General features: G+C 34.6%; 13 protein-coding genes. 5 read left to right on the top strand and 8 right to left on the bottom strand.

Going from position 1 to position 16,764, the window contains the following annotated elements:
- Positions 1-200: 200 nt before the first annotated feature.
- Entirely contained in the window at positions 201-671 is a 471-nt protein-coding gene (locus tag AC2H4K_RS00485; protein ID WP_281141354.1) for a hypothetical protein, read from the bottom strand.
- A gap of 171 nt (positions 672-842) precedes the next feature.
- On the opposite strand from AC2H4K_RS00485, the gene AC2H4K_RS00480 reads away from it, so the two are divergent.
- Positions 843-998, top strand: coding sequence for a YqaE/Pmp3 family membrane protein (locus AC2H4K_RS00480; protein WP_281141355.1), 156 nt, complete (start codon positions 843-845; stop codon positions 996-998).
- A gap of 240 nt (positions 999-1,238) precedes the next feature.
- Here the strand turns inward: AC2H4K_RS00480 and AC2H4K_RS00475 are convergent, their stop codons facing one another.
- Positions 1,239-1,673, bottom strand: a complete 435-nt coding sequence (locus AC2H4K_RS00475) for a universal stress protein (protein ID WP_281141356.1) — start codon at positions 1,671-1,673, stop codon at positions 1,239-1,241.
- Between the two features lie 124 nt (positions 1,674-1,797).
- Entirely contained in the window at positions 1,798-4,338 is a 2,541-nt protein-coding gene (locus AC2H4K_RS00470; protein ID WP_493742671.1) for a DUF559 domain-containing protein, read from the bottom strand.
- 157 nt (positions 4,339-4,495) lie between these two features.
- On the opposite strand from AC2H4K_RS00470, the gene AC2H4K_RS00465 reads away from it, so the two are divergent.
- Both AC2H4K_RS00465 and AC2H4K_RS00460 read left to right on the top strand, forming a co-directional pair.
- Positions 4,496-6,454, top strand: a complete 1,959-nt coding sequence (locus tag AC2H4K_RS00465; protein WP_281141358.1) for a M1 family metallopeptidase — start codon at positions 4,496-4,498, stop codon at positions 6,452-6,454.
- The gene (locus AC2H4K_RS00460) at positions 6,454-7,338 is read left to right on the top strand and encodes a patatin-like phospholipase family protein (RefSeq protein WP_281141359.1); all 885 of its coding nucleotides are present in this window, start codon (positions 6,454-6,456) and stop codon (positions 7,336-7,338) included. The genes AC2H4K_RS00465 and AC2H4K_RS00460 overlap by 1 nt, the downstream gene beginning before the upstream one ends.
- Positions 7,339-7,356: 18 nt before the next feature.
- On the opposite strand, the gene AC2H4K_RS00455 is transcribed toward AC2H4K_RS00460, so the two are convergent.
- Both AC2H4K_RS00455 and AC2H4K_RS00450 read right to left on the bottom strand, forming a co-directional pair.
- Entirely contained in the window at positions 7,357-7,878 is a 522-nt protein-coding gene (locus tag AC2H4K_RS00455; protein ID WP_281141360.1) for a DUF7935 family protein, read from the bottom strand.
- Positions 7,879-7,895: 17 nt separating this feature from the next.
- Positions 7,896-9,452 (bottom strand): FMN-binding glutamate synthase family protein, encoded by a 1,557-nt coding sequence (locus AC2H4K_RS00450; protein WP_281141361.1) that lies wholly within the window; start codon positions 9,450-9,452, stop codon positions 7,896-7,898.
- Positions 9,453-9,501: 49 nt separating this feature from the next.
- Between AC2H4K_RS00450 and AC2H4K_RS00445 the strand changes: the two genes are divergently transcribed.
- A complete protein-coding gene (locus AC2H4K_RS00445) occupies positions 9,502-11,079 on the top strand; it encodes a hypothetical protein (RefSeq protein ID WP_493742670.1) in 1,578 nt (525 codons plus the stop codon).
- On the opposite strand, the gene AC2H4K_RS00440 is transcribed toward AC2H4K_RS00445, so the two are convergent.
- The gene (locus AC2H4K_RS00440) at positions 11,076-12,347 is read right to left on the bottom strand and encodes an amidohydrolase (RefSeq protein ID WP_493742669.1); all 1,272 of its coding nucleotides are present in this window, start codon (positions 12,345-12,347) and stop codon (positions 11,076-11,078) included. The two genes, AC2H4K_RS00445 and AC2H4K_RS00440, sit on opposite strands and share 4 nt — an antisense overlap.
- Before the next feature lie 134 nt (positions 12,348-12,481).
- On the opposite strand from AC2H4K_RS00440, the gene AC2H4K_RS00435 reads away from it, so the two are divergent.
- A complete protein-coding gene (locus AC2H4K_RS00435) occupies positions 12,482-14,815 on the top strand; it encodes an ATP-dependent helicase (protein ID WP_281141364.1) in 2,334 nt (777 codons plus the stop codon).
- On the opposite strand, the gene AC2H4K_RS00430 is transcribed toward AC2H4K_RS00435, so the two are convergent.
- Positions 14,816-15,760: an early set domain-containing protein gene (locus AC2H4K_RS00430; protein WP_281141365.1), complete on the bottom strand. Its 945-nt coding sequence runs from the start codon at positions 15,758-15,760 to the stop codon at positions 14,816-14,818.
- Positions 15,757-16,716 (bottom strand): aspartyl protease family protein, encoded by a 960-nt coding sequence (locus AC2H4K_RS00425; RefSeq protein ID WP_281141366.1) that lies wholly within the window; start codon positions 16,714-16,716, stop codon positions 15,757-15,759. The genes AC2H4K_RS00430 and AC2H4K_RS00425 overlap by 4 nt, the downstream gene beginning before the upstream one ends.
- Positions 16,717-16,764 lie beyond the last annotated feature (48 nt).

The raw sequence follows: 16,764 nt of genomic DNA, 5'->3' as shown, positions 1-16,764 counted from the left end.
AGCGAAGTTAGATTTTTGAAATTTGAAAATCAACAGGTTATGGTTTGAGATGTTAAAAGTTATAAACACTTCAATAGGTGTTTTAACTGAGATTCAAACGGTTAGTGTTAATTCAAAATTACTCAAGGAATAAAACCAAAAATCCCATGACGCGTCTTGGGATTTTTGGTTTTATCAGTTAAATAATCTGAAGTACATTTTTACTTCACAAATTGTGAGTTACTGCTGTGTCCATCTGAGAAATTGTATCTAATGTTAAGAGTGTCATTTTGTATAAAAATCTCTCTAGATTGATATTCTATATACTCATTACTATCAAACTGTTCATTAGTAATATTATCTTGATATATGTAGTTAATGTCATAGTTATTGTTTAAAATTCCCCAATCCCCAGATATACTTTCGTTTAAAACTTCACAGTTTGATGAGTTTTCAGGAATACCATAAAACATGAATGAATAATTTCCGTTTGAGTTAAACACTTGACTAGTTTGTAGTTCACAATTGTCTGGAAATGATTCGTAAGTTGTGTTGTTGTTAATCTCTACTAACTTTATATAAAACCATTCACCTACTATTGGATCATTTGATTCAGAGTCATTGCTGTCTGAGGAACATGATAAAATTGTTAAAGTGATTAAGGTTCCGAGTAGGGCTTTAAATTTTTTCATTTAATGTGTTGAGTTTTTTATGTTATAAATAAGTGTTAAACATAATAAAAAACGCTGTAACAGAAGGGTTAAATATTTATTTAAGACTATTTGCGCTAACATTCAATTGGTTTACGACAAGGGTGGAAGTAGCTAGGTCTTAATTTTGGTATAAACCAAAAACATTATAACATGTCATTAATAACAATCATATTAAATATACTTATTCCTCCATTAGCTGTGTTTTTAAAACATGGTTTGGGCACTACTTTTTTACTGAACCTGTTGTTAACACTATTGGCTTGGTTGCCTGGTGTTATTCACGCGTTTTATGTAAATAGTAAATAGAGAAGATATAAAATAGCGTAGGTATTGCTACTTATGTCATTATCAAAAAAAGGGAATGTTTCTATGAAGCATTTCCTTTTTTTATGTCTTAACGTGACGTTAATTAACAGTTGGTGTAATTGCTTTAACAAGTCGCTAACATTCTTATGTTAAGTTTACAACTACTTTGCAGCATATTCATCAGCAAAATACGTTCACTTATGTTTTGAGGCCTAGCGATTTAGCTAGGCCTTTTTTATTTTAGTCAATAGGTACGGTTAATACTGGTATATCAGCTTGTTTTACGGTTTCTAAAGATACACTGCCATAAATAGCTTTGTAGATAAAGTTGTGTTCGGTATGGCCAATGATAATGAGATCTATGTTTAGTTTTTTAGATTCTTCTAAAATCATGTCTAAAGTGGCACCTTGTACCAATAAACCATCAGCTTCAATACCTTTGTTGTATAGCGCATCTGCATACGCTTGTAGTTGTTGGTGTTCTTCGCGAAGTTCGGTAGCGCGTTCGTCTCTTATGTATTGCGGACCAGCTTCAAAACCGACAAAATCAGGATTTGGTGCAGCAATATGAATCAGCCAAACTTTAGCATTAAAAGCTATACCAAACTCATAAGCTTTGTCTAAAAGTTTTTGTTCGTTTCCGTCTAAATCTATAGCAACTAATATATTTTTCATGACATTATTTTTTAAAATGAAGGGTGTTGTAACGTTTTTACGACCTTCCTTAAAGTTACTTCTTTTTTGAATGAAAATCAAGTGAATAGACTAGCAAAAGACAATTGAGAATGCTAAATTTTTCTTAACTAATATAGTTCCAAATGTTGCGGTATTTGCTCATTTGGCGATAGGTGTAGAGAATCATTTTGTGTTCTGGCAAGGTAAGGCTTGGGTCGAGTTTTAAAACCTGTTTGGCGTAATAGCGCGCACGATCTAGAATGTCTTTATCCTTTACAATATCAGCAATTCTAAGATTAAGAACACCACTTTGCTGTGTACCCATAATATCACCAGGACCACGAAGTTTTAGATCAACTTCGGCAATTTCAAAACCATCACTACTGCGAACCATGGTTTCTAAACGTGTTTTGCTATCGTTGATAAGTTTGTGTCCAGTCATAAGAATACAGTAGCTTTGTTCGGCACCACGACCCACACGTCCACGCAACTGGTGTAATTGCGATAAACCAAAGCGTTCGGCACTTTCAATCACCATTACCGAAGCGTTTGGCACATTAACGCCAACTTCAATAACCGTTGTGGCCACCATAATATTGGTTTCGCCTTTGGCAAAACGTTGCATTTCGTAATCCTTGTCGGCAGCTTTCATTTGCCCATGAACAATAGAGATTTGATAGTTGGGCATCGGAAACTCTCTAGAGATACTTTCGTAGCCATCCATTAAATCCTTGTAATCCATTTTTTCGCTTTCTTGAATTAAAGGATAAACGATATAGATCTGTCTGCCTTTAGCAATTTCATCTTTTAAAAACTTGAAAACTTTCAGACGATTATTGTCATAACGATGGACTGTTTTTATAGGCTTTCTTCCGGCTGGTAATTCGTCAATAATTGAGATATCCAAATCACCATAAACGGACATGGCTAAAGTTCGTGGAATTGGAGTTGCAGTCATGACCAGAATATGTGGAGGGATATGCGAAGCCCCACCAACCTCCCCAGAAGGGAGGCTTTTTAAGCGTTGCTCTATAGTATTTAGAACAGAATCGATATCTCCAATAATTTGTTCATTGGAAAATCTGATGACTTTAAAACCGAGTTCATTTAAAATTAATGTTCTAATTTCGTCTACTTCTTGTTGTTCTTGAGTGTTGTGATAACCTCCGTCAACTTCTATAACTAGATTTTTTTCTAGGTTAACAAAATCAACAATAAATTCATCGATGATATGTTGTCTTCTAAATTTAAAATCTAATTTTTTTGCTCTTAAACATTCCCATAAAATACGCTCGGCTTCAGTGCCATTTTTTTTATTTTCTTGTTGTAATTTCTTCATCAATTTGTAGGTTGAAGGACGAGCGGTTTGATATTTTTTTAGAACCGATTTTACGTTCCCCTTTTGGGGGAATTGAAGGGGGCCTTTTTTCCACAATTTTGATCGTTGCTGGACTCCAAACCGATGCTGTTCATCTATAATCGCAAGCCCTAAATTTTTGAATTTTACCTTGTCTTCAAGTAGGGCATGAGTACCAACTAAAATCTGTAAATCGCCATTTTCAAGATTTTGGTGAATTATTTTTCTTTCTGAAGTTTTAGTTGAACCAGTTAATAATGAAATGCTGATATTCAATTTATTACACCATTCAAGTAATCCGTTATAATGCTGAACTGACAAAATTTCAGTTGGTGCCATTAAGCAGCATTGAAAACCGTTGTCAAGTCCCATTAGCATTGACATAAACGCAACAATGGTCTTTCCAGAACCCACATCTCCTTGTAAAAGACGATTCATTTGTGCATTACTGCCTAAATCGGCTCTTATTTCTTTAAGAACACGTTTCTGTGCATTGGTTAAATCGAAGGGTAAATGCGTGTTAAAAAAACTATTAAAATAGTCTCCAACTTTATCAAAAGTAAAGCCTTTGATTTTGGATTTATGGATTAAATTTTTCAGAATTAATTGCAATTGAATGTAGAATAATTCTTCAAATTTTAATCGAAATTGAGACCTAGAAAGTAGCTCTGGAGACTTCGGAAAATGGATGTTAAAAAGGGCGTCAGATTTGGATAATAATTTCAATTCTCCTTTAACTGTTTCCGATAAGGTTTCTACAAATCGTCCTTTGGTTTCCAAGAACAATTGTTGCATTATTTTGCTCACCACTTTATTGGTAATACCCTTGTTTGATAATTTTTCGGTGGAGGGATAAATGGCTTGCATGGCTGAGCGTAGGTTTTTTTCGTGCTCAGATTGCAGTTCCATTTCAGGATGCGGCATGCTAAAGGTGCCGTTATACCAATTGGTGCGACCAAAAACCACGTAAGGTTTCCCTGTTTTAATGCTTTCGCGTATCCATTTATGACCTCTAAACCACACCAATTCCATCATGCCTGTGTCGTCTCTAAACTCGGCAACTAAGCGTTTGCCACGTTTTTGGGCAACTTCCCTAAAGCTTGTAATTACACCAATAACTTGTACTTCGGCATTGTTGCGTTGTAGTTCGTTGATTTTGTAATATTTGGTGCGATCGATATAACGATTTGGGAACAAGTTGATAAGATCTTGGTAGGTGTGAATGCCCAATTCCGAACGCAATAAATCCGCTCGGTTTGGTCCAACGCTTTTGAGGTAGTCTATAGGAGTTTGTAAGTTCACACTCATGATTGCGAATTTACCAAATTCTTGTTAACGATAAAGTTTCTTTTTGTCATTCAGAACGTAGTGAAGAATCTAATGAAAAGAAGAGATTTCTCAATCGTTCCGCTTTGGAAATGACAGAAAATTGTATTTTGGTCTTATTCTTGTTCAAATCTAAAGCATGAAACAATTCTTTATTATATTTTTTATTTTTTTATCGAGTTTAAGCTTTGCTCAGCAAACGGATTATGTGGATTTTACTCATGGTATGGTGAAGCTGGAGGTTGTTCCAGATTCGAATTCAATATCTGGAATGGTAGCTTATAAATTTGATATTAAAAAGCCTGTAGATTCAATATTTGTTGATGCAGAAAACCTTGATATTGCTGATGTGTTTTTAAATAATGAACCGATTGCTTTTAATCAACTTAAGGATAAGGTGGTTATAAAAAATCAGTTTTCAACTTCAAAAGACAACGATGTATTGATTTTGTATTCAGCAAAACCAAAAAAGGCAATGTACTTTGTTAATCGTGGTGAGCATAAACAGGTTTGGACGCAAGGTCAGGGAAAATACACAAGTAATTGGTTGCCAAGTATAGATGATGTTAACGACAAAATTGAATTTGATTTACTTATAACCTGTGATAAAAAGTATGAAGTAGTATCTAATGGTCTACTTGTAGATAAGCAAGTTAATGGCTCGTCGTTTATTTGGCATTATGATATGCAAAAACCAATGTCTAGCTATCTAGTGGCTTTGGCTGTTGGCAACTATAGCAAAAAGACAGAAACCTCAAAAAGCGGTATTCCTCTAGAATATTATTACTACCTAGAAGACTCCTTAAAAGTGGAACCGACATACCGTTATAGCAAACAAATGTTCGATTATCTTGAGGAAGAAATAGCTGTGCCATTTCCTTGGCAAAATTATAAGCAAGTGCCTGTGCACGACTTTTTATATGCTGGAATGGAAAACACCAGCTGTACTATTTTTTCTGACGCTTATGTAGTAGATTCTATTGGGTTTAACGATAGAAACTACGTTAATGTGAATGCTCATGAATTGGCGCATCAATGGTTTGGAGATTTGGTAACGGCGAAATCTGGTGAGCATCATTGGTTGCAGGAGGGGTTTGCGACCTATTACGCTTTGTTGGCTGAAAAGGAAATTTTTGGTAATGAATATTTCTACTTTGCACTTTTTGATACTGCACAAGAACTCGGAAGGCAAGATGTTGCTGGTGAAGGCACTTCGTTGTTAAATCCGAAGTCGAGTAGTCTTACGTTTTATCAGCGTGGTGCTTGGGTGCTTCATGCCTTAAGATCTAAAGTTGGTGATAATGTGTTTACGCAAGCAGTAAAGAATTATTTAGTTAAATATCAATTTTCGAGTGCTGAAACCAATGATTTTATAACAGAAGTTGAGAAAGTTTATGGAGCTAAGCTAACAAGCTTCTTTAATCTTTGGGTTGAACAAAAGGAATTTCCATTTGATTCGGCTATTCATCTGTTGCAAAAGCAAGCTGTGAAAATAAATGAGTACGTTATGGTGGATTGTGAAGCAAATTCTTCAAAATGTGCCGAACAGCTAACGTCTTATATTTCGGATAAAGCTAAAGTTAGAATTATTGCGCAAAATCCGCAATGGGTAACTAAAGATGCGTTTAAAAATAGCCTTAAGGTACGGCAGGCAATTGCGCAGTATATGACCGTTATCCCAAAGGGTTTAAAAGAAGAATTTGAATCCTTGTTAGATGATAAGTCCTACCTTACTATTGAAAGTGCGTTGTATAATTTGTGGGTGAATTTTCCTGAAGAACGCACAAAGTATTTGTTTAAAACAAGAAATATCCATGGTTTCAGTGACAAAAATGTACGACTATTATGGATTGTTTTGAATTTGAATACGCCTTTCTACGAAGCAGATAATAAAGCAGCATTGTACAACGAATTGGTTGATTATACCAGTGAGCGCTATGATGCAGATTTGCGCATCAATGCGTTCAACTATTTGAAAATGATAAAATCTTGCGATGATAACTGTAAAAAGAACCTTGAAAATGCAAAATCGCATCATAACTGGAGATTAGTTAAGTTTGCAAAAGAATTATCGGAACAACTACAAAACAAAAATTAATGCGAGCATTGGTAATTTCCGGAGGAGGCAGTAAGGGATCTTTTGCCGGAGGAGTAGCGCAATACCTTATGGAAATTGAAAAAAAGGAATATGATATGTTCCTTGGAACATCTACAGGTAGTTTGTTGGTGCCGCACTTAGCTTTAAATAAAATAGATAAGCTTTACGATATTTTTACCAATGTACAGCAACAGGATATTTTTAGTGTAAGTCCATTTGTGCAGCGCAAAAAAGGAGATAGGGAATATGTGTCTATCGATTTTGTGAATTCTTTGTGGCAGTTTATGAAACGTAAAAGAACCTTTGGAGAGAGTAAAGCCTTGCGAAGACACATCAAGAAGAATTTCACTTTTGAAGAGTATCAAAGAATAAAAGAGACCAAGCATGATGTTGTGGTGACGGTTTCTAATTTGTCTATGAATAGAGTGGAATATAAGTCTATTCAGGAATGTTCTTATGAGGAATTCTGTAATTGGATTTGGATTTCGTGCAATTACATCCCTTTTATGTCATTGGCGAAAGTAGATGGTTATGAATATGCAGATGGTGGCTTAGGAAGCGTAATACCAATTCGAGAGGCTATTCTCAGAGGTGCTACAGAAGTTGATGCTATAGTTCTTGAGGCGGAAAGTTTAGGGAAACAAAAAGTTTTGGGTAAAAACCCATTCTCATTAATGATTAGCTTGTTTGGTCACTTATTAGATCAGGTGGAGCGAAATGATATCATCATCGGAAAGCTTGCAGCTAGAAACAAAAATGTAAAGCTAAATTTGTATTACACTCCAACGACTTTAACTGAAAACTCGTTAATCTTTAGTAAAAGATTGATGGCAAAATGGTGGCAACAAGGTTTTGACTACGCTGAAAAACGTCACCAGAAATAATTAAGGTCATCCTAAATTTTATAAAAGTTGACTCACTTCTTGTCTAATGTATGATAAGCCTGTGTTACTTGGTGCTTGTTTATCCATAAGATCTGTCAAAATAACTTCTCTAAGCTTATCTGCAGAATCTGTTTTTTCTTGCATGTTAGCTTTTCTAATAAGCTGTATAGTAGCATTTTTTGAAGCTGTAATAACACTCCAACATTCATCAGTAACATAGATTTGTTGTGATAAATTATGGTTAAATTCTTGTTCTATATTTGCAATAAGTAAGGCTTCGTAATCTTCTTTATTTGAGGAGGTTGGGTTAACTCTGGTAATTAGTTTTGTAGGCGATATTCTTTCAAGAAATAAAGTCATTCTTTCATAGGCTTGAAGTCTAACAGGTAAGCTTTCTTTTTTTAAATCTTTTTGAATAAGAAAACGTCTTCTACGTTGTTCGTTATCTACAAATTGTTTAAAGAAAAATATCGCAATAGCAGCAACTAAAACTGCAGGTAAAAGATTAATTAATACGTCTGTGATTTGATCGATGTCCATTATTAATGTTTAGTTTTTTATTTTTTGTGACCGCCAAGATACTGACAATCCTTTAAATCTTGCATAGATGTAAACGGAACTTTTGTTTTATGGTACATGTAAGTACTGCTCAAATCTTTAGCTAAGTTATGGTCGTCTACATTCACTTCAATATCATCCATTGTAAATTGGCAAGGATGTTCGTAGCCAGCCGCATGGGTGATTTCAATAAACTCCTTTCTGAAGGTTTTAAAATACTGTGCTAAACGTTCAGATTTTAGAGGAACATCAATACCGCGTTGTAGCCATTTGTTTTGTGTAGCTACACCAGCAGGACAACGATTGGTGTGGCAAACCTGCGCTTGTATACAACCAATACTCATCATAGCTTCACGTGCCACGTTAATACAATCTACACCCATAGCAAAGGCCATAGCGGCTTTGGCAGGGAAACCAAGCTTTCCACTTCCTATAAAAACAATACGTTCTGTTAGGTCTTTTTCTTTGAATAACTTATATAAATCTCCAAAACCATAGACCCAAGGTAAAGATACGTGATCAGCAAAACTAGGTGGAGCAGCGCCAGTTCCACCTTCACCACCATCTACAGTAATAAAGTCTGGACCTTTATTGGTCTTTAGCATAATATTAGCAAGCTCTTCCCATTGGCCCAATTTACCAATAGCAGCTTTTATACCAACAGGTAAGCCTGTTTTTTCTGCAATTTCTTCAATAAAATCAACCATTTCTTGTACTGTTGAAAAAGCTGAATGGTTAGGTGGAGATAAGACGTCTTTACCAATTTCAACATGTCTGATTTTAGCTAACTCTTCCGTGATTTTTGCACCAGGCAAAACACCACCTTTTCCAGGTTTAGCACCTTGAGATAATTTAATTTCAATAGCTCTTACAAAAGGATTATCCTCAACAAGTTTTACCAACTTATCCATGGAAAAATTCCCGTTTTCATCTCTAACACCAAAATATCCTGTCCCGAAGTGAAATACAACATCTCCACCATTACTGTGGTAAGGAGAAAGTCCTCCTTCACCTGTATTATGGTAGGCGTCAGCGATTTTCACTCCTTTGTTTAGAGATTCAATAGCTCTTGCGGATAACGACCCAAAACTCATAGCAGAGACATTAATTACGGAACCTGGTCTGTAAGGTTTTCTTCGCTTATTGTAAGCACCCATTACCTTTGCGCATGGTAAAAAGTATTTATCTAAAGTATTTGGATGATTTTCACCTGTTTTATAAGGAAACATCGCATTATTGACAAATATGTGTTGGTGTGCGTAGATGTCTCTGTCGGTTCCGAAGCCTTCATAATTATTTTCGTTTTTTGAAGACGCATACACCCAGCCACGCTCAATTCTATTAAAAGGAAGTTCTTCTCTGTTATTTGCGACTAAATACTGGCGCAATTCCGGGCCAATACTTTCCAGCCAATATCTAATATGACCTACTAATGGGAAATTATGAACTATGGTATGTTTTCTTTGAGTAATATCTCTTAGGAAAATTATTACCAGTACAATCAGAATCCAAGCCCACCAAGGAATATCTGAGATAAAGTCTAAAAAGGAATCCATATACTTAATTTGAAGTAAAGATATTTCAAAAATTATTGTTCCCAAAACAATGAAACTTTATCTTTATGAAATGAAGTCTAGAAATAAAAAAATCCTTGGAGTCGCAATAGCCATAGTGTTTTTGGTGGTTGTATTACCTTTTATTTTAAATATTGTTATTGAAAGAAAAATCATCAATAAACTAAAGGAATTGCCAGAACATATTCTTTTTCAGCACACTGCTATTGAAGCTGATGTGTTTTCTGGAGATTTAAGATTATTTTCACCATACATTTTAATCAAAGGAAAAACTACAGATACCATTTTGTTCGATGCTGATTTTCAAGATATTTATATTAAGGATTTGGGCTATTGGGATTATTTGGTTAATGATAAAATTTCTTTAGATGCTATTATTTTAGACCAACCAGTGATAAAATATCGTCATAATTCTAAAGTAAAGAACAAAAGCTATAACCAAGGACTTCTAAAAAATCTTGAAACCGAAATTGCTGTTGGTAAGATAGAGATTAATAATGCAGATATCTTAATGGTTGATGTTGAAAAAGATTCTACCATATTAGCAGTTTCAGATTTCAATTTTAATATGAACAAGATTAACCTTTATCCTAATAAAACTTCAAAATTGGAGTATAAAAACTTTGGCGTTGGAGGTAAAAATCTAAAATGGGTACTGAATGCTTATGATGATTTGTATGTCAGCAATTTTAAAATTGCAGAAGACAATGCAAGTTTTAATGATTTAAAGTTGGAGACGAGAATGTCTAAAGATTCGTTATCCAAAATTTTGGAGAAAGAACGAGACCATTTTAAAATCCAGATTCAAAATCTCGATTTATCTAGCATGAGTTTTGGATTTGAAAAAGACAACAGTTTTTTCTTTAAATCCGAAAAAACGTTAATAAACACACCTTTGGCTGAAATTTACAGAGATAAATTGGTGCCAGACGATTTTACCCAAAAACCACTTTATAGTAAAATGCTTAGGGATTTAAACTTTGATTTGGCTTTAAATACAATTGAAATTAAAAATGGGACTTTAAAATATTTTGAAAAAGTTAATGCTTCCGATCCTGAAGGAGAGTTAGATTTTTCGAGTTTGAATGCAAACATCACAAACGTTGGAAATGTATTTGGAAGTGACGATACCCAAATAAATATTGGCGCTGTATTTATGGAAGGTCCACAGTTAGATGTTGATTGGAACTTTAAAGTGCAAGATTCTATAGATGCTTTTACTTTTAAAGCAGAACTGAATCAATTTAGTGCAGATAAAATGAATCAATTTATAGAGCCAGATTTAAAAGTAAGGTTAGAAGGCGTGTTAGATAAGACCTATTTTTCGGTTTATGGTAATGAAAATATAGGGAACACTGATTTAAGAATTAAGTATGATGATTTTAAAATCTCGGTTTTAAAGGATAATGGTAGAGAAAAGAAAAAGTTACTATCAGGTTTAATAAATTTATTTGTTTCCAAAGATAGCAATGATAAAGAAGATCATTTTAGATACGGAAAAGGCAATGATATTGAGCGTGACAAAACAAAATCGGTATTTAATTTTATTTGGCTAAATATCAAAGGAGGTTTGCTCTCAGCAATGACAGGAGATGGCGAAAAGGATTAATGATTGTTTAAATAATCTAATGTCATTTGCGTAAACGCTTTTACACCTAGCAACATTCCCTTGTCATCAATTTTAAAATCTGGTGTGTGATGAGGAAAAGCTTCGGTTGTTCCAGGTGTCATACCTCCTAAAAAGAAGTAAACTCCAGGAACCACTTCTTGGAAGTATGAAAAGTCCTCTCCACCTGTCACAGCTTTCGTGATTTGTACGTTGTCTTCTCCAGCAACTTTTTGTAAAGATGGTAAAACCTTAGCCGTCAATTCAGGATCATTGTAGGTTATTGAGGTGTTATTTTGAAAAGTGATTGTTGCCTCGCCACCATAAGCTTTGGCAATGGTTTCTGTCATTTCGGTCATTCGTTTTATAATCAATTCACGCATTTTAGGATCTAGCGTACGAACAGTTCCTATCATTTCAGCAGATTCAGGAATAATATTAAATCGTGTTCCAGAAGTTATTTTACCAACTGTAATTACTGCTGCCTCATCGGTCAATTTAGATTCACGACTAATAATCGTTTGCAGTCCATCAATAATTTTTGCTGAAATAAGAATTGGGTCAACACCAGACCAAGGCTGTGAGCCATGAGATTGTTTGCCTTTTACATCAATAACAAAGCGTTCTACAGAAGCCATTATACCACCAGCTTTATATTTAATGGTGCCAACAGGTGTTTCTGAATTAATGTGTAATCCAAAGATGGCATCAACTTTTGGGTTTTCTAAAACTCCTTCTTTTATCATAAGTTTAGCACCACCTTCTTCGCCGGGAGGCGGACCTTCTTCTGCAGGTTGAAAAATGAATTTAATAGTTCCGTTAATTTTATCTTTGTGTTTAGAAAGCACTTCGGCTGTAGCCATTAAAATGGATATGTGTGTATCGTGTCCACAAGCATGCATAACTCCTGTTTCTGTGCCTAAAAATGTTGTTTTTACTTCAGATTTATAGGGTAAATCATTACGTTCGGTAACAGGTAATGCATCAATATCAGCTCGTATTGCTACTACTTTTCCTGGGTTATCACCTTTTAATAGTCCTACAACTCCAGTTTTTGCAACATTGGTTTTTACTTCCAGTCCAAGTGATTTTAAATGTTCGGCTATTTTCTTAGCGGTATTTGTTTCGTGGTTAGATAATTCAGGGTTTTGATGAAAGTAATGCCTCCACTCAATCATTTTTTCTTCAATGTTTTCGATATCTTTTTCAATCGAGTTTTGGGAAAATGAGAGTGCAGAAACAAATAAAAAGAGGATGGTTAAGGCTTTCATAAAGTTGAATTTTGTACTAAGATATTGAAAAAAGGTCAAAACTTGAGTCTTAATATATTGTTTATAATTAATGGTAAATCTCTATGGAAAAACCTAAGGCTATGTGTAATTTTACCCTTTGAAAAAATGTAGCCTTGGAAAAATATCTCAGTCAACTAAACGACGCACAATTAGCACCAACAATTCAGAAAGATGGCCCAATGATAATCATTGCAGGTGCTGGTTCTGGTAAAACACGAGTGTTAACCTTTCGTATTGCTTATTTGATGAGTCAAGGTGTAGATGCTTTTAATATTTTAGCACTAACCTTTACCAATAAGGCTGCCAAAGAAATGAAAGGCAGAATTGCAGATATTGTAGGTGACGGTGAAGCTAGAAACTTATGGATGGGAACTTTTCATTCGGTTTTTGCAAAAATTCTACGTTTTGAAGGGCATCATTTAGGTTTCCCAAGTAATTTCACTATTTATGACACTCAAGATTCTCAGAAGCTTTTGGGTTCCATAATTAAGGAAATGGGACTAGATAAGGATGTTTATAAGACCAAGCAGGTTTATAGCAGAATTTCTTCTTATAAAAACAGTCTTATTACGGTAAAGGCTTATTTCAGAAATCCTGAATTAATGGAGGCTGATGCTATGGCTAGACGTCCTAAAATGGGTGAGATTTACAAAGAGTATGTGGATAGATGCTTTAAGGCTGGAGCGATGGATTTTGATGACTTATTGCTTAGAACTAATGAGTTGCTAACGCGTTTTCCAGCTGTTTTGGCTCAATATCAAGATCGTTTTAGATATATTTTGGTTGATGAGTATCAAGATACTAACCATTCGCAATATCTTATTGTAAGAGCTTTGGCAGATCGTTTTCAGAATATATGTGTAGTGGGTGACGATGCGCAGAGTATTTATGCGTTCCGTGGTGCGAATATCAATAATATTCTAAACTTCCAGAAGGATTATGATGGTGTAAAGATGTACCGTTTAGAGCAGAATTACCGTTCTACAAAAATGATTGTAGGAGCTGCAAATTCGGTTATTGAACACAATAAAACCAAACTCGATAAAATTGTTTGGACGGCAAATGAAGAAGGCGAAAAAGTAAAAGTGCATCGTTCTATGACTGATGCTGACGAAGGACGTTATGTAGCAAGTACTATTTGGGAAACCAAAATGAACGAGCAATTGCATAACAGTGATTTTGCTGTTTTGTATCGTACTAATGCGCAGTCTCGTGCTATTGAAGATGCTTTAAGAAAACGAGACATTCCTTACAGAATTTATGGTGGTTTATCTTTCTATCAGCGAAAGGAAATAAAGGACGTTACAGCTTATTTACGACTGATATTAAATCCTGCTGACGAAGAAGCCTTAAAACGAATTATAAATTATCCTGCTAGAGGCATTGGCCAAACTACTGTAGACAGATTAGTGGTGGCAGCCAATGGTTATGGTAAAAGTATTTTTGAGGTTATTCAAAATATTGACAGTTTAGATGTTAATGTCAATGGAGGTACAAAAAATAAACTAAGAGACTTTGTAACGCTTATTGAAAGCTACCAAGTAATGAATAAAACCTCTAATGCGTTTGATTTAGCAGAACATGTTGCTAAAACTAGTGGTTTAATTAGAGAGTTGGGCAAAGACGGTACGCCAGAAGGTGTGACCAAGATGGATAACGTTCAAGAATTACTTAACGGTATCAAAGATTTTGTTGAAGGACAAATTGAAGTTGCTGATACTACAGGATCTTTAGCAGAGTTTTTAGAAGATGTGGCTTTAGCTACTGATTTAGATGGTGATAAAGGTGATCCAGATCATGTGGCGTTAATGACCATTCACTTAGCAAAAGGATTGGAGTTTAATAATGTGTTTATTGTTGGTATGGAAGAAGATTTATTTCCGAGTGCCATGAGTATGAACACACGAAGCGAACTAGAAGAAGAGCGTCGCCTGTTCTATGTGGCTTTAACCAGAGCAGAAAAGCAAGCGTATTTAACCTATACCGTTTCGCGTTACCGTTGGGGAAAACTTATTGATGCAGAGCCTAGCCGATTTATAGAAGAAATTGATGATGAGTATGTAGATATTGAAACTCCTTTAAAAGAGCAACGTTTCAATCCGATGTTGGATGCTTCAATTTTTGGTGATGTAGAACCTAATAAAGTACGTTTTGCTAAACCAAAATCACCTAAGTTTCAGAAAAAGGATACTCAAAAGAAAGCTGAAAACTTTAAAATCAGCACTCCAAAAAAACTCAAGAAAGTAACTGAGAGCAATGGTGGTACTTCAAATTTATTTGATAGTAAACTTACAGTTGGAAATATTGTAAACCATCAACGTTTTGGTAGAGGAGAGGTTATAAAAATTGAAGGTGCAGGAGGAGATGTGAAAGCAGAAATCAAATTTCAGAATGGAGATACTAAGAAGTTACTATTACGTTTCGCAAAGCTTGAAGTTATAAGCTAACTACTTCACCATACAAACCGAATTTATATTGCCTTCGTCATCATATTCCTTAACGGTGTTAATAGGGTCGGTAATCCATTCGCCATCAACAATAAACTTGTAATGGTGTTTTCCACCAGATAATCTTTGGTTATAAATCCAACAGCCATCTACTTTTTGCATTTCAAATTCGTGTTCTGACCAATTATTGAAATCACCACTTAGGATTACGATTTCTGCATCTTGATAATCACAAAGCCGGAATTTTACATTTTTTTGAACGTCAATAACCGAATTATAACCACCAAACTCATTTTCTGTTTTTGAAGGATTTTGTGGGTCGGTTAACCAAAAATTGCCATCAATGATAAATTTATATTGGTAAATATCTGGTCGTAATTGTAATGTTACCTTCCAGCCGTCTTCGGTACGTTTCATTTTAAAACCTGTTTCATCCCAACGGTTAAAAGTGCCACTTAGAATTACTTTTTTTGCATTTTCATAACCTTTAAGTCTAAAGGTAATATTACCATAATCTGTAGCAAAAGCACTGTAGAGTTTTAGGTTGTATACGCCATAATACCAACCTTGGTCAGACATAGCGTCGGTAGCATTTTTGAAATCGCTAGTAGGTTCTGCCCAATGTTCGCTGTTAACGATGAATTTAAACTCCCAATCAAAATCGGTGGTAAAATCAGATAAATCTTTTTTCAGCGTGTAAAGGGTGTCATTAAGTTTGGTCATTCTCCATTGATCTTTTGCCCAATTGTTGAATTCACCAGAAACGAAAACATCATCGACCGAATCACCATTGTTTTCTATGTTTGGATAATCTTTTAGATTGAAAATAAAAGTAACTTCTTCACCTTTGATATCATATCCTTTCTTGGTTTTGCTTTGTGAAAAGGAGCTTAATGAAATGATGAAGATAAATAGGAATAAACTATATTTTTGTTGGGTTTTCAAGGTTTTATAATAGGACTCTTTATAAAATAAAGTTTCCTTTTTTTGTAATTGATTATCGTTCTTTTTTGAGCGAAAAATTCAAAACCTAAAATGCCGTCGAGTTTAGTGCTAAATGCACTTTTCATATGTTTTAAGTCAGTAAGCACAGTTTTCATCGGACCAAGATAGATTGAATCGTTCAAACTAACTCTATACAATTTCCCTGCCAAAACTTTCTTCTTTTTACCGCTAGCACCAGTAAGTTTTAATTCTCTGCTAGGATAAAAATACTCCAAAATTTCTGAATCTATGTCTTTATTAATCTGATTATATTCAGCCGCAGTGTCTATACCAAACTTTACTTTTTGGTCTCCAACATAAGCGTCAACGACGATGGTATGCTGTTTTAATTTAAAATCAATACTATCTTGAATGGTTTCTGCATATACCTTATCACTTAAATGATTCCCTTTTTTATCGGTTCTTGTTAAGGTGATTTGATTAAGGTGCATATCTATGAATACTTCAAAATCTTTTAAAACACTGTAGCCTATAATACCCAAAAGTTCAATTTTTTTAACCTTTTCAAAATGAGAAAGGTCAATGACATCTGCATTGAGTTGTTCAAGGTTTAGGTTGTGAATTCTGAGTTCTTCAAGATATTTTTCCTTTACATTTTCTAAGCTTCCATGAACTCCATTGGTTTCTTTACCACTGTCTAAATATTTTTTAGGAGCTTTAAAATGAACATTATTTAATATTAAAGTTTCAGAACCAGTATCAATGATAAAGTTGCCTGATTTGTCTAAGATTTCAACTTCAACAATAATGAGTTGATCTATAACCTTAAAAGGGATACGAGTTGTGGTGTTGTTAACAAACTCGGCCTGAGTAAAAACTATTGGAGGTGTATATTCCGTAGCAAAAAGTTTTGCCGATAATAATAAAAGGATGATTATTTTGATTGATTGATGCATATAATATAGACTGTAATTTAGCTAAAATGTTACAGAAATTTATTGTTT

The organism is Winogradskyella sp. 266wxhm (genome assembly GCF_058964685.1).
Note: the sequence above shows the minus strand (reverse complement) of the source record. Positions and strands in the feature narration are given on the sequence as shown.

Excerpts from the sequence above, each read along its gene's own strand:
- AC2H4K_RS00485 (WP_281141354.1), bottom strand. The coding sequence starts at position 671 with ATGAAAAAATTTAAAGCCCTACTCGGAACCTTAATCACTTTAACAATT.
- AC2H4K_RS00480 (WP_281141355.1), top strand. The coding sequence starts at position 843 with ATGTCATTAATAACAATCATATTAAATATACTTATTCCTCCATTAGCT.
- AC2H4K_RS00475 (WP_281141356.1), bottom strand. The coding sequence starts at position 1,673 with ATGAAAAATATATTAGTTGCTATAGATTTAGACGGAAACGAACAAAAA.
- AC2H4K_RS00470 (WP_493742671.1), bottom strand. The coding sequence starts at position 4,338 with ATGAGTGTGAACTTACAAACTCCTATAGACTACCTCAAAAGCGTTGGA.
- AC2H4K_RS00465 (WP_281141358.1), top strand. The coding sequence starts at position 4,496 with ATGAAACAATTCTTTATTATATTTTTTATTTTTTTATCGAGTTTAAGC.
- AC2H4K_RS00460 (WP_281141359.1), top strand. The coding sequence starts at position 6,454 with ATGCGAGCATTGGTAATTTCCGGAGGAGGCAGTAAGGGATCTTTTGCC.
- AC2H4K_RS00455 (WP_281141360.1), bottom strand. The coding sequence starts at position 7,878 with ATGGACATCGATCAAATCACAGACGTATTAATTAATCTTTTACCTGCA.
- AC2H4K_RS00450 (WP_281141361.1), bottom strand. The coding sequence starts at position 9,452 with ATGGATTCCTTTTTAGACTTTATCTCAGATATTCCTTGGTGGGCTTGG.
- AC2H4K_RS00445 (WP_493742670.1), top strand. The coding sequence starts at position 9,502 with ATGAAACTTTATCTTTATGAAATGAAGTCTAGAAATAAAAAAATCCTT.
- AC2H4K_RS00440 (WP_493742669.1), bottom strand. The coding sequence starts at position 12,347 with ATGAAAGCCTTAACCATCCTCTTTTTATTTGTTTCTGCACTCTCATTT.
- AC2H4K_RS00425 (WP_281141366.1), bottom strand. The coding sequence starts at position 16,716 with ATGCATCAATCAATCAAAATAATCATCCTTTTATTATTATCGGCAAAA.